The organism is Chitinimonas koreensis (assembly GCF_014353015.1).
Classification (GTDB): Bacteria; Pseudomonadota; Gammaproteobacteria; order Burkholderiales; family Chitinimonadaceae; genus Chitinimonas; species Chitinimonas koreensis.
Genome location: NZ_CP060704.1, coordinates 609852 through 631347 on the forward strand (window position 1 = coordinate 609852; position 21496 = coordinate 631347).

Annotated in this window: 18 protein-coding genes; 9 read left to right on the forward strand and 9 right to left on the reverse strand. The window is 70.6% G+C overall.

The genetic code is table 11. From position 1 onward, the window contains the following. The first annotated feature begins 72 nt into the window (after positions 1–72). The 7 genes from cphA (at position 73) to H9L41_RS02625 (ending at position 9186) form a co-directional block, all read left to right on the forward strand. Positions 73–2643 (forward strand): cyanophycin synthetase, encoded by a 2571-nt coding sequence (gene cphA / locus H9L41_RS02595; protein ID WP_028446031.1) that lies wholly within the window; start codon positions 73–75, stop codon positions 2641–2643. A gap of 258 nt (positions 2644–2901) precedes the next feature. Beyond that, positions 2902–3423, forward strand: coding sequence for an NUDIX hydrolase (locus H9L41_RS02600; RefSeq protein ID WP_028446030.1), 522 nt, complete (start codon positions 2902–2904; stop codon positions 3421–3423). Further along, entirely contained in the window at positions 3416–4483 is a 1068-nt protein-coding gene (gene mnmA, locus H9L41_RS02605; RefSeq protein ID WP_028446029.1) for a tRNA 2-thiouridine(34) synthase MnmA, read from the forward strand. Before H9L41_RS02600 ends, mnmA begins: the two co-directional genes overlap by 8 nt. Before the next feature lie 296 nt (positions 4484–4779). Continuing rightward, entirely contained in the window at positions 4780–6393 is a 1614-nt protein-coding gene (locus tag H9L41_RS02610) for a methyl-accepting chemotaxis protein (RefSeq protein ID WP_051318965.1), read from the forward strand. A 43-nt stretch (positions 6394–6436) separates the two neighbouring features. Then, positions 6437–7270: a substrate-binding periplasmic protein gene (locus H9L41_RS02615; protein ID WP_051318964.1), complete on the forward strand. Its 834-nt coding sequence runs from the start codon at positions 6437–6439 to the stop codon at positions 7268–7270. 19 nt (positions 7271–7289) lie between these two features. Then, the gene (locus tag H9L41_RS02620; RefSeq protein WP_051318963.1) at positions 7290–7979 is read left to right on the forward strand and encodes a TIGR01621 family pseudouridine synthase; all 690 of its coding nucleotides are present in this window, start codon (positions 7290–7292) and stop codon (positions 7977–7979) included. Positions 7980–8055: 76 nt separating this feature from the next. Then, positions 8056–9186 carry an SPFH domain-containing protein gene (locus H9L41_RS02625; RefSeq protein ID WP_028446028.1) on the forward strand — a complete coding sequence of 377 codons (1131 nt, stop codon included), beginning with the start codon at positions 8056–8058 and terminating at the stop codon, positions 9184–9186. A gap of 149 nt (positions 9187–9335) precedes the next feature. Here the strand turns inward: H9L41_RS02625 and H9L41_RS02630 are convergent, their stop codons facing one another. Next, entirely contained in the window at positions 9336–9650 is a 315-nt protein-coding gene (locus H9L41_RS02630) for a BON domain-containing protein (RefSeq protein WP_051318962.1), read from the reverse strand. Between the two features lie 224 nt (positions 9651–9874). Between H9L41_RS02630 and H9L41_RS02635 the strand changes: the two genes are divergently transcribed. Continuing rightward, a complete protein-coding gene (locus H9L41_RS02635; RefSeq protein WP_028446026.1) occupies positions 9875–10960 on the forward strand; it encodes a TFIIB-type zinc ribbon-containing protein in 1086 nt (361 codons plus the stop codon). 264 nt (positions 10961–11224) lie between these two features. After that, the gene (locus H9L41_RS02640; RefSeq protein ID WP_034606789.1) at positions 11225–11473 is read left to right on the forward strand and encodes a DUF3330 domain-containing protein; all 249 of its coding nucleotides are present in this window, start codon (positions 11225–11227) and stop codon (positions 11471–11473) included. A gap of 12 nt (positions 11474–11485) precedes the next feature. Here H9L41_RS02640 and H9L41_RS02645 read toward each other — a convergent pair whose 3' ends face one another. From H9L41_RS02645 to H9L41_RS02680, 8 genes are all read right to left on the reverse strand, one after another. After that, entirely contained in the window at positions 11486–11974 is a 489-nt protein-coding gene (locus tag H9L41_RS02645; RefSeq protein ID WP_187523665.1) for a hypothetical protein, read from the reverse strand. Between the two features lie 414 nt (positions 11975–12388). Further along, positions 12389–13042: an RNA polymerase sigma factor gene (locus tag H9L41_RS02650; RefSeq protein ID WP_028446024.1), complete on the reverse strand. Its 654-nt coding sequence runs from the start codon at positions 13040–13042 to the stop codon at positions 12389–12391. Between the two features lie 132 nt (positions 13043–13174). Further along, complete coding sequence (locus H9L41_RS02655) at positions 13175–14893, reverse strand: vWA domain-containing protein (RefSeq protein WP_028446023.1); 1719 nt, start codon at positions 14891–14893, stop codon at positions 13175–13177. Positions 14894–14999: 106 nt separating this feature from the next. Next, on the reverse strand, positions 15000–15980 hold the full coding sequence (gene trpS / locus H9L41_RS02660; protein WP_034606787.1) for a tryptophan--tRNA ligase: 981 nt from the start codon (positions 15978–15980) through the stop codon (positions 15000–15002). Positions 15981–16134: 154 nt separating this feature from the next. Further along, entirely contained in the window at positions 16135–17265 is a 1131-nt protein-coding gene (locus tag H9L41_RS02665) for a P-loop NTPase fold protein (protein WP_187523666.1), read from the reverse strand. 20 nt (positions 17266–17285) lie between these two features. Further along, positions 17286–17789, reverse strand: a complete 504-nt coding sequence (locus H9L41_RS02670; RefSeq protein WP_187523667.1) for a P-loop NTPase fold protein — start codon at positions 17787–17789, stop codon at positions 17286–17288. Next, positions 17786–18496, reverse strand: coding sequence for a hypothetical protein (locus H9L41_RS02675; protein ID WP_187523668.1), 711 nt, complete (start codon positions 18494–18496; stop codon positions 17786–17788). Before H9L41_RS02675 ends, H9L41_RS02670 begins: the two co-directional genes overlap by 4 nt. A 273-nt stretch (positions 18497–18769) precedes the next feature. Continuing rightward, a complete protein-coding gene (locus tag H9L41_RS02680; RefSeq protein WP_028446020.1) occupies positions 18770–21484 on the reverse strand; it encodes a DUF2339 domain-containing protein in 2715 nt (904 codons plus the stop codon). Between the last annotated feature and the right edge of the window lie 12 nt (positions 21485–21496).

Consider the following 21496-nt stretch of genomic DNA (forward strand, 5'->3'; position numbering starts at 1 on the left):
GCGGCCCGACATGGAATGAACCGCTGCCCGGAGCGAAGCGCTGCCGGGCGGCCCCAGCGAGAGATAGCACTGATGGAAGTTTCCCGAATCCGCGCCCTGCGCGGCCCGAACCTGTGGAGCCGCCACACCGCGATTGAAGCCATCGTGACCTGCAGCGAGCCCGAGTGCACGCTCGACCGCCTGCCCGGCTTCGAGACCCGGCTGCGCGCGCGCTTCCCCGAGCTGCTGCCGCTGAGCGCGATCCGCCACGAGGACGCCGTGTCGCTGGCGCACGCGCTCGAATTCGCCGCGCTCGGCCTGCAGGAGCAGGCCGGTTGCCCGGTGACCTTCAGCCGCACCACCCAGACCATCGAGCCCGGCGTCTACCAGGTGGTGGTCGAGTACAGCGAGGAAGCGGTCGGCCGGCTGGCGCTGGAGCGGGCCGAGGCGCTGATCCGCGCGGCGCTCGACGATGCGCCGTTCGACCTGGCCGGCGCGCTCAAGGCGCTGCGCGACCTCGACGAGGACGAGCGGCTCGGGCCGAGCACCGGCGCCATCGTCGACGCCGCGGTGGCGCGCGGCATCCCGTTCCGCCGGCTGACCCAGGGCAGCCTGGTGCAGTTCGGCTGGGGCAGCAAGCAGCGCCGCATCCAGGCGGCCGAGATCGACAGTACCAGCGCGATCGCCGAATCGATCGCGCAGGACAAGGAACTGAGCAAGCGGCTGCTGCATGCCGCCGGCGTGCCGGTGCCGATCGGCCGGCCGGTGAAGGACGCCGACGACGCCTGGGCGGCGGCGCTCGAGATCGGCCTGCCGGTGGTGGTGAAGCCGCAGGACGGCAACCAGGGCAAGGGCGTGACGGTGAACATCGTCAGCCGCGAGCACATGGAGATCGCCTACCGGGCGGCCAGCGAGTTCCGCGACGACGTGATGGTCGAGCGCTACCTGCCGGGCCACGACTTCCGCCTCCTGGTGGTCGGCGACCGGCTGGTGGCCGCCGCCCGGCGCGATCCGCCGCACGTGATCGGCGACGGCGTGCACAGCGTGCGCGAGCTGGTCGACGCGGTGAACCGCGACCCGCGCCGCGGCGAGGGCCATGCCACCTCGCTGACCAAGATCCGCTTCGACGACATCGCGCTGGCGCGGCTGGCGATCCAGGGCCTCGACGCCGACTCGGTGCCCGAGCCGGGCCGCCGCGTGGTGCTGCGCAACAACGCCAACCTGTCGACCGGCGGCACCGCCACCGACGTGACCGACGACGTGCATCCCGAGGTCGCCGCGCGCGCGGTCGATGCGGCGCGCATGGTCGGGCTCGACATCTGCGGCGTCGACGTGGTGTGCGACAGCGTGCTGCGGCCGCTGGAGGAGCAGGGCGGCGGCATCGTCGAGGTGAACGCCGCGCCGGGCCTGCGCATGCACCTGTCGCCGTCGTTCGGCAAGGGCCGGCCGATCGGCGACGCGATCGTGGACACCATCTACCCGGCCGGCGACGACGGCCGCATCCCGGTGGTGGCGGTGACCGGCACCAACGGCAAGACCACCACGGTGCGGCTGATCTCGCACCTCTTGGCGCAGAGCGGCCTCACCGTCGGCATGACCAATACCGACGGCGTCTACGTCGGCGGCCGCCGCACCGACAGCGGCGACTGCAGCGGCCCGCGCAGCGCGCGCAACGTGCTGATGCACCCGGACGTCGACGCCGCGGTGTTCGAGACCGCGCGCGGCGGCCTCTTGCGCGAGGGCCTGGCGTTCGACCGCTGCAAGGTGGCGGTGGTGACCAATATCGGCATGGGCGACCACCTGGGCCTCAACTTCATCACCACGCTGGAGGACCTGGCGGTGCTCAAGCGGGTGATCGTGCAGAACGTCGCGACCGACGGCTATGCGGTGCTCAACGCGGCCGACCCGGTGGTGGCCGCGATGGCGGCCAACTGCCCGGGCCAGGTGATCTTCTTCGCCGCCGATCCGCACCTGCCGGTGATGGCCGCCCAGCGCGCCCAAGGCCGCCGGGTGGTCTACATCGAGGATGGCGCCGTGGTGGCGGCGGAAGGCGAGCACAAGCACCGCATCCCGCTGTCTGCGATCCCGCTGACGCGCGACGGCACCATCAGCTTCCAGGTCGAGAACGTGATGGCCTCGCTGGCGGCCGCCTGGGCGCTCGGCCTCGACTGGGCCGTGGTGGCGGGCGGGCTGGCCGGTTTCGCCAGCGACGCCGGCAACGCGCCGGGCCGCTTCAACGTGTTCGACTACCGCGGCGCCACGCTGATCGCCGACTACGGTCACAACCCGGACGCGATGATCGCGCTGGTGCGCGCGGTCGAGGCGATGCCGGCCAGCCGCCGCTCGGTGGTGATCAGCGGCGCCGGCGACCGCCGCGACGAGGACATCCGCGAGCAGACCCGCATCCTCGGCGCCGCCTTCGACACGGTGCTGCTGTACCAGGACGCCTGCCAGCGCGGCCGCGAGGACGGCGAGGTGGTGGCCTTGCTGCGCGAAGGTTTGGCGGGCGCGGCGCGGACCAGCGAGGTCGAGGAGATCCAGGGCGAGTTCGTCGCCATCGACCGCGCGCTGGAACGCATCCGGCCGGGCGAGCTGTGCCTGATCCTGGTCGACCAGGTGGAGGAAGCGCTGGAGCATATTGCACGGCGGGTGGCGGAAGGCTGAGAGGCACGTGAAACGTGAAATGTGAAACGTGAGAACCCCATCCCCACCCCGGCCCTCCCCTTGAAGGGGAGGGAGTCCGTGCAGTGACGGGATCAAGGTGGATGAAGATCGCCGACGGCGGCGATCGATGCGACCTGCTCCTCCCCCTTCAAGGGGGAGGCTGGGAGGGGGGCCACCTTTCACGTTTCACCTTTCACATTTCACCGCCTCATCAGTCAGACGCCTAAAATGACGCCCCCTTCCCCGGCTCCATCCCCCATGTCCGCCTCCATCTGGAAACCCAATGCCACGGTCGCCCTCGTCGTCGAGCATGCCGGCCGCTACCTGCTGGTCGAAGAGCACACCGACCAAGGCCTGCGCTTCAACCAGCCGGCCGGCCACCTCGATCCGGGCGAGTCGCTGCTGGCCGCCTGCGTGCGCGAGGGCTACGAGGAGACCGGCTACGCGATCGAGCCGCAGGCGCTGGTCGGCATCTACCAATGGTCGCCGCCGGCCGGCGGCGACCTGACCTATCTGCGCTTCGCCTACGCCGGCCGCGTCGACGAGGCCGCTTCGGTCGCGCCGGCCGGCGTCACGGTCGAGCGCCACGACGCCGCCGACCTGCCGGCCGGCGCCGCGCGCGCCCACCTCGACGACGGCATCGTGCGCGCGGTCTGGCTCGACTACGACGCCGTGCTGGCCTGCCGCGAGCGCCACCGCAGCCCGCTGGTGCTGCAGTGCATCGACGACTACCGCGCCGGCCGCCGCTTCCCGCTCGACCTGGTACGCCACCATGACTGATCCGCAACGCATCGTCGTCGGCCTGTCCGGCGGCGTCGATTCCTCGGTGTCGGCCTGGCTGCTCAAGCGCCAGGGCTACGAGGTGCTCGGCGTCTTCATGCAGAACTGGGAAGACGACAACGACGACGAATACTGCTCGATCAAGGAGGATGCGCGCGACGCGATCGCGGTGGCCGACCTGGTCGGCATCGACGTCGAGCTGGTCAACTTCGCGCGCGAGTACAAGGACCGGGTGTTCGCCTACTTCCTCAGCGAGTACCAGGCCGGCCGCACGCCGAATCCCGACGTGCTGTGCAATGCCGAGATCAAGTTCAAGGCCTTCCTCGACCACGCGATCGCGCTCGGCGCCGAGAAGATCGCCACCGGCCACTACGCCGCCACCGACCTGGACGCCGACGGCCGCACCCGCCTGTTGCGCGGCGCCGACGAGGGCAAGGACCAGAGCTACTTCCTCTACCGGCTGTCGCAATACCAGGTGTCGCGCGCGCTGTTTCCGCTCGGCGGGATGCACAAGCCCGAGGTGCGCCGGCTGGCCGCCGAGATCGGCCTGCCCAACCACGCCAAGAAGGATTCGACCGGCATCTGCTTCATCGGCGAGCGGCCGTTCCGCGAGTTCCTCAACCGCTACCTGCCCAAGACGCCGGGCCCGATGGTCACCCCCGAGGGCCGGGTGATGGGCGAGCACATGGGCCTGATGTACCACACCATCGGCCAGCGCCAGGGCCTGGGCATCGGCGGCGCCGGCGAGCCGTGGTACGTGGCCGGCAAGGACATGGCGCGCAACGAGCTGATCGTGGTGCAAGGCCACGACCATCCGCTGCTGCTCAAGCCCGAGCTCGAGGCCGACCAGCTGAGCTGGGTGGCCGACGAGGCGCCGCGCCCGGGCCGCTACAGCGCCAAGACGCGCTATCGCCAGGCGGATGCCGCCTGCGAGCTGGTCGAGGTGAGCGGGGGCGTGGCGCGGGTGCGCTTCGATACGCCGCAATGGGCGGTGACGCCGGGCCAGTCGGTGGTGCTGTACGACGGAGCGGCCTGCCTCGGCGGCGGGGTGATCCGCTAGCGGAGCGCGTGGACCGGTAGACGGTCGTCGGGGTTGCAGGTCGGGCTTCGGCCGATCTCCTGCCTCGATCAGGCGGCGCTGTCGGATTGCGGTCCGACCTGCATCGACGATGCTTCCGCATCCGCCCCGATTGTCCGGCGAGCGTGCGGCAATACCGGTCGCGTTTGGGGCAGCAAGGCGCCGCGGTGCCAATATAATGAAGAGCAGCAACGGTCCGGCCGCCAGGCCCGATCCATAAAGGAGCGCCGCCCATGAGCGGAGCCCATCCCCAACCCAACCCGGAAAGGAAGTCCCCCATGTCCATCGGTAAGCGCCTCGTGCTGATGCTGATGCTCGCGCTCGCCTCGCTGCTCATCGTGGGCGGCGTCGGCGTGGCCGCGTTCGGCAAGCTCAACGGCCACGTCAAGTACCTGACCGACACCACCATGCCCAGCGGCCAGGCGATGAACGACATCGGCAACGCCTACCGCGAGATGCGCGCGCTCCTGCTGTCGCACATCATGGAACAGGACGCCGACCTCAAGAAGGCGTTCAGCCAGAAGGTGAGCGAGTCGATGGCGGTGACCAAGCGCGCGATCGACGGCTACGCCAACCTGGTCAACGACGACGAGGACAAGGCCAACTACGAGGCGATCAAGCTCGCCTACGCCAGCTACGTCGAGGGCTACCAGGAGGCGCTGGACAACTCCTCGGCCAACAAGACCGACCAGGCGGTCGCCTCGCTGTACGGCAAGGTGATGCCGTCCGAGCAGGTGGTGCAGGTCTCGATCGAGAAGGCCGCCGCCTACAACCTCAAGCTGCAGGAACAGGCCGGCCTGAGCGCCGAGACCGAGTACCGCCGCGCGCTGATGATCTTCGCGGTGGTGATCGTCAGTTCGGTGGTGCTGCTCGGCGGCTTCGGCTGGATGATCTACCGCGCCATCAAGGGGCCGCTGGCGACCATGGAGAAGATGGTCGAGCGCATCGGCCGCGAGCTCGACTTCACCCAGCGCGTACCGGTGAAGAGCCGCGACGAGGTCGGCATGACGGTGGCGGCCTTCAACCGGCTGCTCGACACGCTGCAGAGCAGCTTCCGCGACATCGCCGGCGCGGTCGACGGCGTGGCCGGCCAGGCCACCCAGATGGCCGAAGCGGCGCAGAGCATGTCGAGCAACTCGGCCGCCGCCAGCGAATCGGCCGCGGCGATGGCGGCCACGGTCGAGCAGGTCACGGTGTCGATCAACCACGTCGCCGACCGCGCCGGCGAAGCCGACGGCGTGTCGCGCCGCTCGGGCGAGATCGCCGGCGAAGGCGAGGCGGTGATCCAGTCGACCGTCAGCGAGATCAACGGCATCGCCGACCGCGTCGCCGACGCCTCGAGCCAGATCGACCAGCTCGCGCGCGAGAGCGCCAACATCGGCGCGGTGGTCAACGTGATCAAGGAAGTGGCCGACCAGACCAACCTCTTGGCGCTCAACGCCGCGATCGAAGCGGCGCGCGCCGGCGAGCAGGGCCGCGGCTTCGCGGTGGTGGCCGACGAAGTGCGCAAGCTGGCCGAGCGCACCTCGCAGTCGACCCAGGAGATCGCCGCGCTGATCGCCACCATCCAGCAGGGCGCCAACACCGCGGTGGCACGCATGCGCGAGGTGGTCGAGCGGGTCGATTCCGGCGTGCGGAAGGCCAGCCAGGCCGGCGAGACGATCCAGCAGATCCGCGCCGGCTCGGCCCAGGTCGGCGAGATGGTCGGCGACATCACCCACGCGATCCGCGAGCAGAGCACCGCCAGCGTGAACATCGCCCAGCAGGTCGAGCGCATCGCGCAGATGTCGGAGGAGACCAACGGCGCGGCCGACAACACCGCCCAGGCCGCCAGCGAGCTGCAGGCGCTGGCCCGCCAGATGCAGACCACCGTCGCGCGCTACCGCGTCTGACGCCCGCCGCCCGGCCGTCCGGCCAGCGAGGGAACGCCGAGCCTTGGTCGCCTCCACCCTCATCTTCCGCCGCATGCCGCTGCCAGTGCTCTCCGCGCTGGCGCTGGCTTGCCGTGCCGCCGACGGGCCGGCTCCGGCCGTTCCGGCCGCGCCCGGCATCGCCGAGACCGTACGCGCCTGCGGCGGCGAGGGCGAGTGGATCCCGTCGAGCTATTTCGCGCGCGAGCACGGCAGGAAGACCGAAGCGGTGGTCGGCTATTCGGTCGACGTGCTGCGCGAGGCGCTGGCCGGCAGCCGCTTCCGGCCCGAGGCGGCGCTGCTGCCGTGGGCGCGCTGCCAGCGCGAGGTGCGCGACGGCCGCCGCTTCCAGCTCGCCATGGGCGTGCTGTACAGCCAGGAGCGCGCGCGCGAATACCTGCTCAGCGAGCCTTACCTGCGTTTCCGGCCCGGCTATTTCTACTGGCGCGGCCGCTTCCCCGCCGGCCTGTCGATCGACAGCGCGGCCGAGCTCGGCCGCTACCGCGTCTGCGGCCTGTACGGCTACAACTACGGCTACACCGGCCTCGATGCCGGCCGCTTCGACACCGGCGCGCTCGACTACCCCTCGGTGGTGGCCAAGCTGGCGGCCGGCCGTTGCGACCTGTTCGTCGAGACGCTCGAAGTGATGGCGGGCCAGCGCCGGCTCGGCCGGGTCGCCTACGATCCCGCCATCCTGGTCGGCCGGCCGATCCCGGGCCTGCCGCCGGTGGTGGCCCACTTCGCCGTCAGCCCGAACGCGCCCGACGCGGTCGGTCTGGTGCGCGCGCTCGACGCCGGCATCGAGCGGCTGCGGCGCGCCCAGCGGCTCGACGCGCTGCTGTCGAAGCACACCGATTGATCCTGCCTCGTCCTTTCCCATGCTCGCCATCCTCGCCGACCATCCGCGCTTTCTGCTCGTCGACAAGCCGGCCGGCCTGAGCTTCCACCGCGAGGCCGAGGCGCCGGGCCTGCTGGACCTGCTGCGCGAATCGACCGGCCGCGACGACCTGCACGCGGTGCACCGGCTCGACCGCATCACTTCGGGCCTGGTGCTGGTGGCCAAGGGGCCGGCCGCGGCGGCCGAATTCGGCGCCTTGTTCGCCGAGCGGCGCATCGCCAAGTTCTACCTCGCGCTGTCCGACCGCGCGCCCGCCAAGAAGCAGGGCACCATCGCCGGCGACATGGCCAAGGGCCGCAACGGCAGCTGGCGCCTGTTGCCGACGCGGCAGGACCCGGCCGTCACGCGCTTCTTCAGCGCCGGGCTCGGCGGCGGCCTGCGGCTGTTCCTGGTGCGGCCGCAGACCGGCCGCACGCACCAGATCCGGGTCGCGCTCAAGTCCCTCGGCAGCCCGATCCTCGGCGACGCGCGCTACGGCGGCGCGGCGGCCGACCGCGGCTATCTGCATGCCTGGTCGCTGGCCTTCGAACTCGGCGGCGAATCGTTCGACTTCACCTGTCCGCCGCGCGAGGGCGGGCACTGGCACGGCGAAGCCTGCCGCGCCTTGCTCGACTGCGGCGCGAACGGTCGTTTTGCCGAACCGGCCGCACTGGCTTGGCCTGGCGGCTGAGCGCGGCTATCGTTGCGACTTGCCGCCGCGCGGCCATCCATTTCCACCGTTGCACGCCTTGCAGGAGTAGGACGCCATGAGTCTGTGGAACAAGCTCACCAACGAGTTCATCGACATCGTCGAGTGGACGGAAGACCGTCCCGACGTGCTGGTGCACCGCTTCGAGCGCTACCAGAACGAGATCAAGATGGGCGCCCAGCTCACAGTGCGCGAAGGCCAGCTGGCCGTCATGGTCAACGAGGGCCAGCTCGGCCGCGGCCAGGTCGCCGATGTGTTCGTGCCCGGCATGTACACGCTGAGCACCGAGAACATGCCGATCCTGGCCACGCTCAAGGGCTGGAAGTACGGCTTCAACTCGCCGTTCAAGGCCGAGGTGTACTTCTTCAACACCCGCCTGTTCACCGACATGAAGTGGGGCACGCCGGGGCCGGCCACCATGCGCGACCCGGAGTTCGGCGTGGTGCGCGTCACCGCCTTCGGCCTCTACACCATGCGGGTCAAGGACGCCAAGACGGTGCTGGTGGACCTGGTCGGCACCCGCGCCGAGCTCACGCTGGCCGACGTCGAGACCAATCTGCGCGGCAAGGTCGGCAGCCGGATCAAGGAAGTGATGCCCGAGCTCGGCGTGCCGGTGATCGATCTCGAGGGCAAGGTCACGCTGCTGGGCGAGCGCATCCGCGACAGGATCGCGCCGGATTTCGACAAGCTGGGCCTCGAACTGGTCGAGGTGCAGGTGCAGGACGTCGGCCTGCCCGAGGAGGTCGAGAAGGCGATCGACCAGCAGGGCGCCATGCGCGCCATCGGCAACATGCACCAGTTCGCCCAGTACCAGGCGGCGCAGGCGATGCGCGACGCGGCGCAGAACCCGGGCACCGTCGGCGGCGTGATGGGCGTCGGCGTCGGCATGGGGCTGAACCAGACCATGGGCGGGCTGTTCCAGCAGCAGCCGGCCCCGGCCGCACCCGCCCCGGCGGCCTCGGGCGCGGTGCCGCCGCCGATTCCCGGCGCGGTGGCGTTCTTCGTCGCGGTCGGCGGCCAGCAGGCCGGGCCGTTCGACTTCGGCGTGCTGCAGCAGAAGGTGCAGGCCGGCGAGATCGGCCGCGACAGCCTGGTATGGAAGGCCGGCATGGCGCAGTGGGCGCCGGCCGGCGAGCAGGCCGAGCTCGGCATCCTGTTCGCCAACGTGCCGCCGCCGCTGCCGCAGTAGGCATTGCTGCCGGAGCGGGCGGATACGGCGTTTTCACCGCGGAGGACGCAGAGGACGCCGAGGGGCGGATCGCTGCCTTCTTCCGGATCGGAAGGGGCAGCTTCTCCGCGTCCTCGGCGTCCTCTGCCGTGAAGCGTTTCGGCTTTCGATCAGCCCTTGATCTTGATGGCGTCCTTCACGTCCTTCACGCCGGCGGTCTGCTTGGCCAGCTCGAGTGCGCGCGACTTTTCGGCCTGGCTGGCGGTGCCGCTCAGCTCGACCACGCCCTGCTTGGCCTGGACCTTGATCTGGCTGTAGGCCAGCGCCTGGTCGGCCTGGATCGCGGCCTGCACGGCGGCGGTCAGGCTGCTGTCGTCGGCGGCGGCCAGCTCGGTGGCCGCGGTGGTGCCGGCAGCGAAACCGGGCAGGGCGGCGCCGGCCAGGGCGAAGGCGGCGAGGGCGGAGAGCGCGAACTTGGTTTGCATAATCAGGACCTCTGGGTCGGGGTGGTTGGAGGCCTTCCTATGGCAAGTGCCGTGCCAGCCTTGAAATATTCATATGAAACAATGATTTGTGCGAAATCTCCCCGAGTCGGCGGCTGCGGCGATGTCGCCGTCCGGCGACGTCGGGCCGCGCGTGCCGGACTAGAGGACTGAAACGAAAGCGAATTTTCTGTCGCCGGCCGGCGACGGACGGAAAGACGGGAACGATGTCCACCACCACCTATCCCTGCCGCCAGTGCGGCGCCAAGCTCGAATTCGCCCCGGGCCAGCACGCGCTGGCCTGTCCCTACTGCGGCGCCGAGAACGAGATCGCGGCCGCGCCCGAGGCCGAAGTCGCCGCCGCGGTCGAGGAGCTCGACTACGCCGGCTACCTGGCCCAGGCCGCAGGCGACGAGCCGCAGATCGAGCGGCAGACGGTGAAATGCCCGGGCTGCGGCGCCGAGAGCCAGCTGCCGGCCAATGTCGCGGCGGACCGCTGCCCGTTCTGCGCGGTGCCGCTGATCGCCGCCCGCGCCTATGCCGCCCGCACCATCCGGCCGCGCGCGGTGGCGCCGTTCGAGATCCGCGACGCCGATGCGCGCGACCGCTTCCGGCGCTGGATCGACGGCCTGTGGTTCGCGCCCAACGCGCTCAAGCGCGCCTACCGCGCCGACCATGGCCTCAAGGGCTGCTACCTGCCCTACTGGACCTACGACGCCGCCAGCGACACGCCCTACCGCGGCCAGCGCGGCGACCATTACTACGTGACCGAGCAATACACCGAGAACGGCGTCAGCAAGACGCGCCAGGTGCAGCGCACGCGCTGGAGCCCGGCTTCGGGCCAGGTCCACCTCGATTTCGACGATGTGACGGTGCCGGCCAGCCGCTCGCTGCCGCAGGACTATCTCGACGGCCTCGAGCCGTGGCGGCTCGGGCAACTGCAGCCCTATCGCGACGAATACGTGGCCGGCTTCACGGTGGAGGCCTACCAGGTCGGCCTGGAGCCGGGCTTCGAGCGCGCGCGCGGCCGCATGGAACCGGTGATCCGCGACGCGATCTGCCGCGACATCGGCGGCGACGTGCAGCAGATCAGCGAGATGTCGCCGCGCTACAGCGCGATCACCTTCAAGCACGTGCTGCTGCCGGTGTGGCTGTCGAGCTACCAGTACGGCGGCAAGACCTGGCGCTTCCTGGTCAACGGCCAGACCGGCGAGGTGCAGGGCGAGCGGCCGTGGTCGGCGTGGAAGATCGCGTTCGCAGTGCTGGCGGTGTTGCTGGTGCTGGGGGTGGTGATCTATCTGTCGGGGCAGTGAAATGGCCGGCGGTCGCCGGCCGTGAAAGGCGATGCCGCTGCGCGGCGGTGAAACGTGAAATGCGGGGCGTCGCGCGCCTTTGTAGGAGCGGCTTCAGCCGCGAATGCCTGTGATGGAAGTTCCACCGGTTCGCGGCCGAAGCCGCTCCTACAAAAGGCGCTATGGCCCATATTGCCGGAATCAATTTCCCATGCGCCGCCGGCGGGACTAGCGTGAAGACAGGGCCGGCGCATCCCGGGCCGGCCCGTTCACGAGGAGACGGCCATGAACACGCCACTGCCGCAATCGCCCGAGAACCTGCAGGACTGCGCCACCTGCCTGCGCGAAATCCCACCGTCCGAAGTCCAGAGCAGCGAAGCGCGCGACTATGTCGCCGGCTTCTACGGCCTGGCCTGCTACATGCAATGGCAGGCGCAGGCCGACGGCACGGCAGGCCAGCAGCAGGCGGGGTCGGCACAGACCGCCGTGCAGCCGGGTCAGCAGCCGGGCCGGACGCAGCAGCAACAAGTCTGAGTCCGAGTCCGCTCAACGTTCCGGCGGATTGACCGGCTCGCCGCTCGGCTCCACCAACTGGCGAGCCAGCTCCGGCGGGACCGGGTAGTCGGGGAAGCGCGTCCGCAGCCGCTTCAGCGCGGCGCGGGCCTCTGCCGGCCTGTCCGCCTGCAATAGCGCCTTCACCTCGGCCAGCAGGGCCTCGGGCGCTTCGGCCGGGGCGGCCAATCCTTTCAGCCGTGCCATCGGCTTGGCGGCGTGGTCGGCCACCGCCGCCGGCGCGTCGAGCGTCGGCCGGCCCGGTGCGGTGCCGGCCGGGGCGGGGGCCGCCAGGAGCGCGGGCGGTGTTTCTGCGGGCTGCGCCTCGGCCTTGGCCGGCAGGCTTGCCTCGGCCGCTACGCGCGCTTCCTTTCGTCTTTCCGGCGATTGTTCCGGCACGGGCTCCGCTGCGGCCGGACTCGATGCGGCCGGAGCCGGCATCGGCGGCGGCGCGATCTCGACCGGTACGGTGATCGTGGCCACGGGGGCGGCGGAGGGGCGGCAGGTCGCTCGGACATGGCCTGCCCCTTGGCCAGCGCCTGCGCCGCCCCTCATCGTTTTCAGATTCTGCGATCGGCGCGGCCGGGGCCACTGCGACGGCCTTTTCCTTGAGCAGCGGCGCCTGGTCGGCCACCGCCACTTCCGCCTGGCCCGAGTCGTGCAGGCGCCAGCTCACGCCCACCGCCAGCAGCAGGGTGGCGGCCAGCGACAGCGGCGCGATCCAGCGCGGCCGCGGCTTGCGCGGGAAGGCGATCACGGTGGCCGGCTCGCGCACCGCCTCGCGCGCGGCGGCCAGGATGGCGGCGTCGAGCGCGGCCGGCGGCTCGGCCGGCCCGAGCGCGCGCAGCGCCTCGGTCAGGTCGGGGTCGTGCAGATCGTCGTCGGGTCGCATGGTGTTCATCGCGCCACCTCCGCGGCGAGCAGGCCGCGCAGCTTGGCCAGCGCATAGCGCAGCCGGCTCTTGGCGGTCTCCCGGGTGACGCCGGTCAGGGCCGCGATCTCGGCCAGGTCGAGTTCGGCCTGTTCGCGCAGCAGGAAGACCTCGCGCTGGTTGGCCGGCAGCGCACGCAGCGCCTCGGCCAGGCTGCGGCCGAGCTGCTTGTTGGCCAGCTGCGTCTCGGGCGCCATTCCTGCGCCGTCCGCGACCTGGGCCAGTGCATCGGCCTCGTCCTCGGTCGCGGCGAAATCGGCCAGCAGGGCCGGCTCGTGCAGCCGCACGCGGTCGATCAGCTTGTTGCGCGCGATGCCGTACAGCCAAGTGCGGAAGGCCGCGCTCGGCCGGTAGTCGGCCCGCGCCTTCACCACCGCCAGCCAGCTTTCCTGGAACAGGTCGTCGACCCAGGCCGGGCGCGGCGACTGCCGCTGCAGGAAACCGTACAGGCCGCGCCGGTGGCGGCCGTACAGCGTCTCGAACGCAGCGGCATCGCCGGCTGCGTAGGCGAGCATCAGGCCTTCGTCGGTATCGTCCGGGGCGCGCATGGCGGCCGAGTGTAGCCGAAGCGGCGCGGCGCTGTCGGCGGTCGGCGTGGATTCGAACGGAATGGCGTCCATGCGGGTTGCGATGCGTGGCCTCGTCGCCGAAATGCCAAGGCGGGGATGTGCCTTTGTAGGGGCGGCTTCAGCCTCGAATGCCGTGGATGACCTGTCCACCGGTTCGCGGCTGAAGCCGCTCCTGCAACGCGCTCACTGGGCCGGCTGGGTGGCCGGCTCCGAGCTGGCCAGCGATTGCGCCAGGCCGACCAGGCGCAGGAACTCGCCCCGGTAGCCGAAGCGGTCCGCGCCGCGCGCGCCGGCCGCCAGGTCGCGGATCTGTGCGAAGTCGTAGCTGCCCAGGTACTTGCCGCCGTCGCCCAGCCGCTGGCCGAAGGCCGCCACCGCCGCGGCGAAGCGGAACTCGTCGCTCGGCTGCGCCTGCAGCATGGCACGGCGCAGCGGGAATTCGAGCAGCTGGCTGGCCTCGCCGTGGGCGGCCTTGTAGCGCAGGCGCAGGAAGCCCAGCTCCTGGTCGCGGCCGGTCAGCAAGGGCTTGTTGATCGCGTAGCGCAGCGGCTCGAGCTTGCCGCGCTTGCCGGCCAGGGTGATCTCGTACAGCGCGGTGACGCGGTGGCCGGCGCCGATCTCGCCGGCATCGACCTTGTCGTTGGCGAAGTCCTCGCGCTTGAGCGCGCGGTTCTCGAAGCCGATCAGCCGGTACTCGGCCACGTTCTGCGGGTTGAATTCGAGCTGGATCTTCACGTCGCGCGCCACCGTGGCCAGCGTCGAGGTGAACTCGTCGACCAGCACCTTCTGCGCCTCGGCCAGGTTGTCGATGTAGCTGTAGGCGCCGTCGCCGGCGTCGGCGATCTGCTCCATCAGCTGCTCGTTGTAGTTGCCGGTGCCGAAGCCGAGCGCGGACAGCGAGACGCCCGTCTTGCGCTTCTCCTCGACGCGGTTCTTCAGCGTCTCGAAATTGCTGATGCCGACGTTGAAGTCGCCGTCGGTGGCCAGCAGGATGCGGTTGATGCCGCCCTTGATGAAGCCCTGCTCGGCCATCTGGTAGGCCAGCTCGATGCCGGCCGCGCCGGCGGTCGAGCCGCCCGGCTGCAACTGGTCGATCGCGGCCAGGATCTCGCCGCGGCGTTCGCCGGCGGTCGGCGGCAGCACCACCCGGGTGCCGCTGGCGTAGGTGACCAGCGCGACCCGGTCCTTGCCGCGCAGCTGCCGGGTGAACAGCTTGAGCGCGTTCTTCAGCAGCGGCAGCTTGTCGGGCGAATCCATCGAGCCCGACACGTCGACCAGGAACACCAGGTTGGCCGGCGGCAGCGCGTCCTTGGCCGGGTCGGCGGCCTGGATGCCGATGCGCAACAGCAGCGAATCCGGGTTCCACGGCGTGGCGGCCAGCTCGCTGCTGACCGCGAACGGCTCGGCGCCCTGCGGCCGCGGATAGTCGTAGGGGAAGTAGTTGACCAGTTCCTCGACCCGCACCGCGTCGCGCGGCGGCAGCCGGCCTTCGTTGAGCAGGCGGCGCAGATTGCTGTAGCTGCCGGTGTCGACATCGATGCTGAAGGTCGAGACCGGCTGCTCGGCGGTGGCGATCACGCCGTTGCGCACGATCTTGCCGTAGCGCTCGCGGTCCTCGGGCTCGAGCTGCAGCATCGGTTGCGGCATCGGCGCGTAGGCGCGCTCGGCCAGCGGCGCGGCCAGCTTGGCCATGCGCGCGTCGCCGCGCGCGAGGCCGGCCGCTTCGGGCTTGGCGGCCGGCGCGGCGGGGACTTCGGCCGGCGGCTGCGCGGTGTCGGCGACCGCTTCCATTTCCTTCTGCAGGACTGGCGAGGGCGGCGGGCCGGCTTCTTCCTGGCGGGTCGAGCAGGCGGCCAGCGCACAGGCGACGAGCACGGCGGTGAGGCGGGCGGGGGTGTTCATGGCGGGCTCCGTTGAGGGGATGGGCACTTGAACGGACGAGGGCGGCCGATCGGGTTAACGCCGCTGGAATTTTTTCGTGCGGCGTTGCCGGGCCGGCGATCCGCCCTCAGAAATAGCGCAGGCCGAGTGCGCCGCGCACCGCGTCCAGCGTCTTCGCCGCCGTTTCGCGTGCCTGCGCGCTGCCGGCCGCCAACAGCCGCATCACCTCGGCCGGGTCGGCCGCATGCTCGGCCCGCCGCGCCCGGATCGGCGCCAGCGTCTCCTGCAGGATCGCCTCCAGCCGGCGCTTGAGCACCATGTCGCCGAGGCCGCCGCGGCGGTAATGGTCCTTCAGTTCGGCCACCGCGGCCGTGTCGGGGTCGAAGGCGTCGAGGTAGGCGAACACCACGTTGCCCTCGACCCGGCCCGGATCGGCCACCCGCAGATGGCCCGGGTCGGTGTACATGCGCTGCACCGCGGCGCGGATCTCGTCGGCATCGGCGCCGAGGTTCAGCGCATTGCCCTGCGACTTGCTCATCTTGCCGCTGCCGTCGATGCCGGGCAGCCGGCCGTGCTCCGACACCAGCGCCGCGCTGCCGGTGGCGGCGTTGAAACGGCGCACCAGCTCGTTGGTCTGCTCGATCATCGGCTGCTGGTCGGCGCCGACCGGCACCAGCGTGGCGCGGAAGGCCGCGATATCGGCCGCCTGGCTGACCGGATAGGCCAGGAAGCCGGCCGGCAGGTCGCGCTCGAAGCCGCGCAGGCGGATCTCCTCCTTCACCGTCGGATTGCGCTCGAGCCGCGCTACGCTGACCAGGTTCAAGAGGTAGAAGGCCAGCTCGGCCAGCTCCGGCACCTGCGACTGGATGAACAGCGTGGAGCGCGCCGGATCGAGGCCTACCGCCAGGTAGTCGAGCGCCACTTCGAGCACGCTGCGATGGACGCGGGCGAGCTGGCCCATGTTGTCGGTCAGCGCCTGGGTGTCGGCGATCATCACGAACTGGCGGTATTGCGCCTGCAGCAGCAGGCGATTGCGCAGCGAGCCGACGTAGTGGCCGAGATGCAGCGGGCCGGTGGGACGGTCGCCGGTGAGGACGATGTGGGTCATGCGAAGCTCCTGGGAGGGCGGCATGCCGCTCCCGGGAGCTTCGAAAAGAAATCAGGCCGCCGGGAAGGGCAGCCTGATGGGTGTGCGATGGATGTGAACACGCGGCCGCCGGGTCAGAGGCGGCGCCACCATGCGGACGTGTGACGGGTGCGGTTCATGCCCGAAGGTAAGCGTTTCCGCCGCGCTCTGGCAAGTTTCCGGCCACCTGCTTCGCGGCGCCGGACGGTGCGCCGGGCAGCAGCAGCTGGTCGACCACCGCGCAGTGCAACGCGTAGCTGGGGGCATCCCACTGCACCGCCTGGCCGCTCGCCTCGCGCAGCGCGGCCAGCCGGGCGGGCTGGCCGGCCGCTTCGGCCGGCGTCCAGCGGTCGGCCCGCTGGCGGGCCTCGCCGTCCTGCTGCTGCAGCCATTCGCGCCAGAACAGCAGCACCAGCCACGGCGCGGCGTCGGCCAGCGCGTAGCCATCGCGCAGCACCAGGTTCTTCAGCAGGCGCCAGGTCTGCATCAGCCGCCACAACAGGCGTGGATTGCTGAAATCGCAAGCCAGCGCCAGCGCGGCGAAGCAGGTGCGCTCGGCGCGCAGTGTGCCGGTCAGCGGCTTGGGTGGTGCCGCGGGTTCGGTCGGGGCTGGCGTCTCCGCGCCGCCGGGCGATTGCATTTCGTCTTGTTCGGGGCCGGTTTCGACGGCGGAGGACGCCGTGACAACGTCTGGCGTCGTGGTTTCGGCCGGCCGCGTGTCGTCGGTGGTCGGAGACGGCGCGGCCGGCGGCTCGGGATCGGCCAGGTCGCTGAACAGGCTGGCGTCGACGAAGGCATGCACATGGCCGCTACTGATCGCCGGCAGCGTGACCGACAGCTGGAACACCTTGGCCAGGTAGTCGCGCGCCGCTTGCGCCGGCTCGCGGCCGGCGTGGCCGTATTCGGCGAAATAGCGGCTGACGGCGGCGAAGGCCATGCGCTCGTCGATCGCGACCAGTACCACGACGCGCGGGATGTGGGCGACCAGCCGCACGGTGTCGAACACCTCCTTCACCGTGTTCGGGTTGCAGCGGTCGAGGTCGTCGACCACCAGCAGCAGGTATTCGCCTTGGGCCGGTTTGTCGGGTTTGTCGCCGCCGGCCAGCGCCAATGCGCACAACTGTTCCAGATTCTGCCGGATCTCATGGTGCAGGCCGAGGTGGACCGAGAAATCGCGCAGCCGCAGTTTGCCTAGCTGGTCGGCCAGGTTGAGCTGCTTGAACCAGTCGGTCAGGTTGTCGGCGATGAATTTGCGGGCGGCGAGCAAGGTGGTGACGCCGGCAGTGGTCAGAGAGGCGAGCGAGGTCCACCAGCCGTTGGCCTGACCAAAGCTGTAGACCGCTCCCCGACCAGCAGGGTTGGGCACAGCATGAGCGCCAGGCTCGGCAGCAGCTCGCTCAGCAGCCACCGCTGCCGCATCCTCCGTGCCTGTTCTGCCTCGGCCTGTTGGTCCGCAGCATCCGGTCGATCGGTATTCTTTGTGGTTGGCCGGCGACCATGGCGGCGGATTGCGAGCTTTATGGCAAGCGTCAGCTCCTGCCTGTAGCTGAGTGGTCGCACCAATTCGTCGACCACCGCCTGCGCCAGCGCCGCGGCCAGTTTGTCGGCCTTCTCGTGGCTCCAGGCATTGAATTCGGCGAAGCGTATCTTCGGACCATTCATCGCCCTGCAGGCATCCTGCAACTGGGCGATCTGCGAGGACTTGCCGCTGCCCCATGGGCCGAACAGGCCGATCGACAGCGGCTCGACGGTCTCGCGGTGCTTGAGCAGGGCGGCCAGCGCAGCGGTCAATCGCTCGCGGCCGAGGCGGTCCTGGCGGGCCAGCGATTCGACACGGGTGGGGGTGAGGGCGTTTGAGGCAAGTAAAGAGGGCGAAGCTGGGGGCTGCTATCGACTGGTGGAATATCGATCGCGGTATCACTGTCTTGCTCTTGCTCTTGCTCTTGCTCTTGCTCTTGCTCTTGCTCTTGCTCTTGCTCTGCGTTTGCGAACTGTACTCGCCAACGCCGGGCGGCTCCTCGAAAGAGAGGAGGATCGCCGGATAACAATGCATCATGAACAGTAAACAGGTCGTACTGCGTGGAGTGCAGGAATTGCGCAATCGTACGCTCAGCTTCGACGACGCTATGAGGCGTATTGCGTTGCCATAACGGAGGGGTTGGGCACACACCATCCCATTCCGGACCGAACGGGGTGACGATATAGCGATCGGCTTCTACGGCTAGTTCGAACTCTCTGAGTGCGTCGATCGTTCTGGCAATGTTTCGCGCTTCGGCGATTGCTGCTTCATAAACAATGGCGGCGTCCTGTTTACTGTCGTGTGTCATTGCCCAGTGGATTAGTCGGCCTACCTCAATGGGCAGGCGAATCCGCTGCTGTGGGGCTTGCTTTTTGCTCGGCGCAGAGGAAGCGCTGTTCTCGATTGCGGCCTGTGAGAGACGCTTCCTGATTTGGTCGACTGTAGGCGGGTCGATCTCACTTTCGGCCACTGAGATCATGGCCAATGTGCCGAGTAGGGTTTCGTAACAAGGACCGAATCGGTTGCGTTTGAGTGATGCTGCTGAACGTGGACGTAGATCGGAATCAAGCGTGAGTAGAGGGGCGACTCGCAAATGGCAGCGTAGGGCTAGCCAGATTTGAATACGTGTTGGTAGTGCTCCTGTCTGGGGTGACGACATTCCAATTTCCCTCCAGCTGGATTCAGCCGATTTCCTATCGTTCTATGGCTGTCCAAGCTTAGCTCAATGGCTTTATCGAGCAGCACGCCATATCTAATGCTTCTCCTCAATGTAGGCAGCCGGCGCCGGCGCCAAATACCCCACCACCACCAGCAACACCCCCACCCCGATGAACGCCACCACCCGCGCCAGCCCGCCCGCGCTGGCCAGGTCGACCGCGAACAGCTTGAGCACCGTCGCGCCGATCAGTGCCGCGCCGGCCAGCCAGGCGTCGCGCCGGCCGTAGCGGTTGGCGGCCAGCATGGTCGCCAGCGCGGTGCCGCCCCACAGGATCGCCAGCGCGGCCTGGTAGCCGCTGTCGGGCCATAACGCGGCGCGGTTGAAGGCCAGGCCGCCCCAGTGATGGAAGGCGTGGGCCAGCGTGGCGTTGAGCCAGCCGAACACCGCCAGCGCCCCGGCGCCGGCGAAGGCCTGGCGCTGGGCGGCTAGCCGCAGCGCCGGGTAGCGGCTGCACAGCCATGCGGCCAGTGCCGCGGCGGTCAGCCACCAGCCGAGGTCGAGCGGGTTGAGCAGCGGCAGCCACGGCAGCGGCGCGGCGGCGCCGGTGCTGGCCCAGGGGGCGGCCAGCAGCAGGGCATAGGCCAGAATCGCGGCCGGCGCCGGGATCTCGAAGCCATACCAGGCGCGGTAGCGCCGCAGCGGCCAGATCGCCGGCAGGCGGGCGGCCAGCGCGAGCAGGCCGGCGAACGGCAGCAGCGCGCCGAGCCAGTGCCAGGCCGAGTCGACGCCGATCCGGCCGACCGCGTCGGACAGCGTCCAGCTGGCCAGCAGCAGCCACAGCCAGGCGCCGGTCAGATGGACCAGGCGGCGGCCGGCGCGCGGCAGCTCGGTCTCGCGCCGGCGCAGCCCGATCCACCAGACGGCGAAGGCGATCGGCCAGGCCAGCCAGCCGCCGTCCTGCAGCGGCGTCTGGCGGCCGCCGGCCGCGGCCAGCAGCGCGATGCCGAGCGCGAGCGGCAGCGCCAGGCCCGGCACGCGCATGTGCGGCCAGCGCAGCGGGGCGGACAGCGCTGTGAGCAGCAGGCCGGCGGCGGCCAGCAGGCCGACGCCGCCGGCCGGCCAGGACCAGGCCGGAGCGAAGGTGAACAGGCTGGCGAAGCCGCCGGCCAGGCCCAGCAGCAAGCCCCACAGCAGCAGCGGCATGGCGGCGAGGCCGCCACGACGGTGGCAGGCGGCGCCGGCCAGCCAGCTCGCGGCGGTCGCCAGCAGCGTGCCGAGCAGGGCGCCGTTGAGCCAGCGATCGGCCCGACGCAGCTCGGCCAAGTCGGCGAGCGCGACCAGGCCGGCCAGGAAGATCAGCAGGTAGCCGGCCCAGCGGGCGAGCCGGCGGTCCTGCCGGCCGCCGACCCAGACCAGCGCGGCGCCTTCGAGCGACCAGCTGGCTGCGGTCCAGTGCGCGCCGCCGGCCAGCGGGACGGCGACGGTGGCGAAGCCGATCGCCAGCGCACAGAACGCCTCGGCCAGCAGCGCCTGGCCCGGCTGCCGCCGGACGAATCGCCAGGCCGCCGCGTAGACCGCCGCCATCGCCGCCGCCGACCATGCCTCGCCGTAGGCGAAGTCGCCGACCAGCGCGGCCTGCAGGCCGAAGCCGAGCAGCGGCACGCCGAACACCAGCGCGGCGTCGACCGGATCGCGCGCGAGGCTGCCCAGGCCGGCCTCGGCCAGCCGGCGGCGGGCGAATACGATGGCGAGCGCGAGGTAGAACAGCCAGAAGCCGAGCAGGAACGGTTCGATGCGGGCGAAATCGGCGGGCTGGTAGCGCAGCACGCCCCAGGCGGCGCCGACGGCGAAGGTGAAGGCGAAGCCGAGCAGGTTGAGCCCGCGCCAGGCGCGCGCATGGGCGACGTAGGCGATGCCGAGGTTGAGCACCGCGTAGTAGCCGAACAGCAGCACCGGATCGCCGTGGCCGGTCGAGGCCAGGATCGGCGCCAGGAAGCCGCCGGCCAGGCCGATCACCGCCAGCGCCTGGGCCGACTGCGCCAGCGCCAGCGCGCCGGAGGCGACCGCCAGGCCGGCCAGCAGCGCGAAGGCGGCGCCGGCCGGCACCAGGCCGTGCAGGCGGAAGGCGGTGAACACGGTGAGAAAGGCGATGCCGAGGCCGCCGCCCTGCAGCGCATGGGCGAAGGCCGGCCGCGCCGCGCGCTGGCGCCAGCCGAAGCCGATGCCGGCGGCGCCGGCGGCCAGCACGCCGAGGTAGCGCAGCTCGAGCGGGAAGCGCACGTACTGCGCCGCGTACTTGAGCAGGAAGGCGGCGCCCATCAGCACCAGCAGCACGCCGATCTTCACGGCCGGGTTGCCGGCCACCAGCCAGCGCGGCAGGCGGTCGGCCAGGTCGGTTGGGTTCGGCGCCGGGGCAGGGGCCGCGGTCGCGGGAGCCGGTGCCGGGACGACGATGGCCGGTTGGCCCGGGGTTGCGGGCTCCGGCTCGGGCAGCGCTGGAGCCGGATCGGTGGCTGGCGGTTCGACGGGAATGGCGGTGGAGATCGCCGCGGGCGGCGCGGCCTCGTGTCCGGCGTCCGCCTGACTCGGCGGCTCGGGCCGAACGGCCGCGGCCATCCGGCCGGCGACTTGCGCGGGATCGGTTCGCGCCGGCTGTTCGCTCCGCCGCATCAGCTCGCGCAGCTGCTTGCTGCGCTCCAGGTCGCGGCCGACCAGCCAGCCCAGCAGCGCGCCGATCAGCCAGCCGCCGTCGTGGCGCCACAAGGCCGCGCCGCAGATCAATCCGATGAAGATGCCCAACCAAGCCATGTCGGTCTTTCT

Bases quoted from the DNA above. Each gene is read 5' to 3' on its own strand.
- H9L41_RS02600 (WP_028446030.1), top strand. From the start codon at position 2,902: ATGTCCGCCTCCATCTGGAAACCCAATGCCACGGTCGCCCTCGTCGTC.
- H9L41_RS02640 (WP_034606789.1), top strand. From the start codon at position 11,225: ATGAACACGCCACTGCCGCAATCGCCCGAGAACCTGCAGGACTGCGCC.
- cphA (WP_028446031.1), top strand. From the start codon at position 73: ATGGAAGTTTCCCGAATCCGCGCCCTGCGCGGCCCGAACCTGTGGAGC.
- H9L41_RS02675 (WP_187523668.1), bottom strand. From the start codon at position 18,496: ATGATCTCAGTGGCCGAAAGTGAGATCGACCCGCCTACAGTCGACCAA.
- H9L41_RS02625 (WP_028446028.1), top strand. From the start codon at position 8,056: ATGAGTCTGTGGAACAAGCTCACCAACGAGTTCATCGACATCGTCGAG.
- H9L41_RS02630 (WP_051318962.1), bottom strand. From the start codon at position 9,650: ATGCAAACCAAGTTCGCGCTCTCCGCCCTCGCCGCCTTCGCCCTGGCC.
- H9L41_RS02655 (WP_028446023.1), bottom strand. From the start codon at position 14,893: ATGAACACCCCCGCCCGCCTCACCGCCGTGCTCGTCGCCTGTGCGCTG.
- H9L41_RS02620 (WP_051318963.1), top strand. From the start codon at position 7,290: ATGCTCGCCATCCTCGCCGACCATCCGCGCTTTCTGCTCGTCGACAAG.
- H9L41_RS02650 (WP_028446024.1), bottom strand. From the start codon at position 13,042: ATGGACGCCATTCCGTTCGAATCCACGCCGACCGCCGACAGCGCCGCG.
- trpS (WP_034606787.1), bottom strand. From the start codon at position 15,980: ATGACCCACATCGTCCTCACCGGCGACCGTCCCACCGGCCCGCTGCAT.
- H9L41_RS02680 (WP_028446020.1), bottom strand. From the start codon at position 21,484: ATGGCTTGGTTGGGCATCTTCATCGGATTGATCTGCGGCGCGGCCTTG.
- H9L41_RS02610 (WP_051318965.1), top strand. From the start codon at position 4,780: ATGTCCATCGGTAAGCGCCTCGTGCTGATGCTGATGCTCGCGCTCGCC.
- mnmA (WP_028446029.1), top strand. From the start codon at position 3,416: ATGACTGATCCGCAACGCATCGTCGTCGGCCTGTCCGGCGGCGTCGAT.
- H9L41_RS02635 (WP_028446026.1), top strand. From the start codon at position 9,875: ATGTCCACCACCACCTATCCCTGCCGCCAGTGCGGCGCCAAGCTCGAA.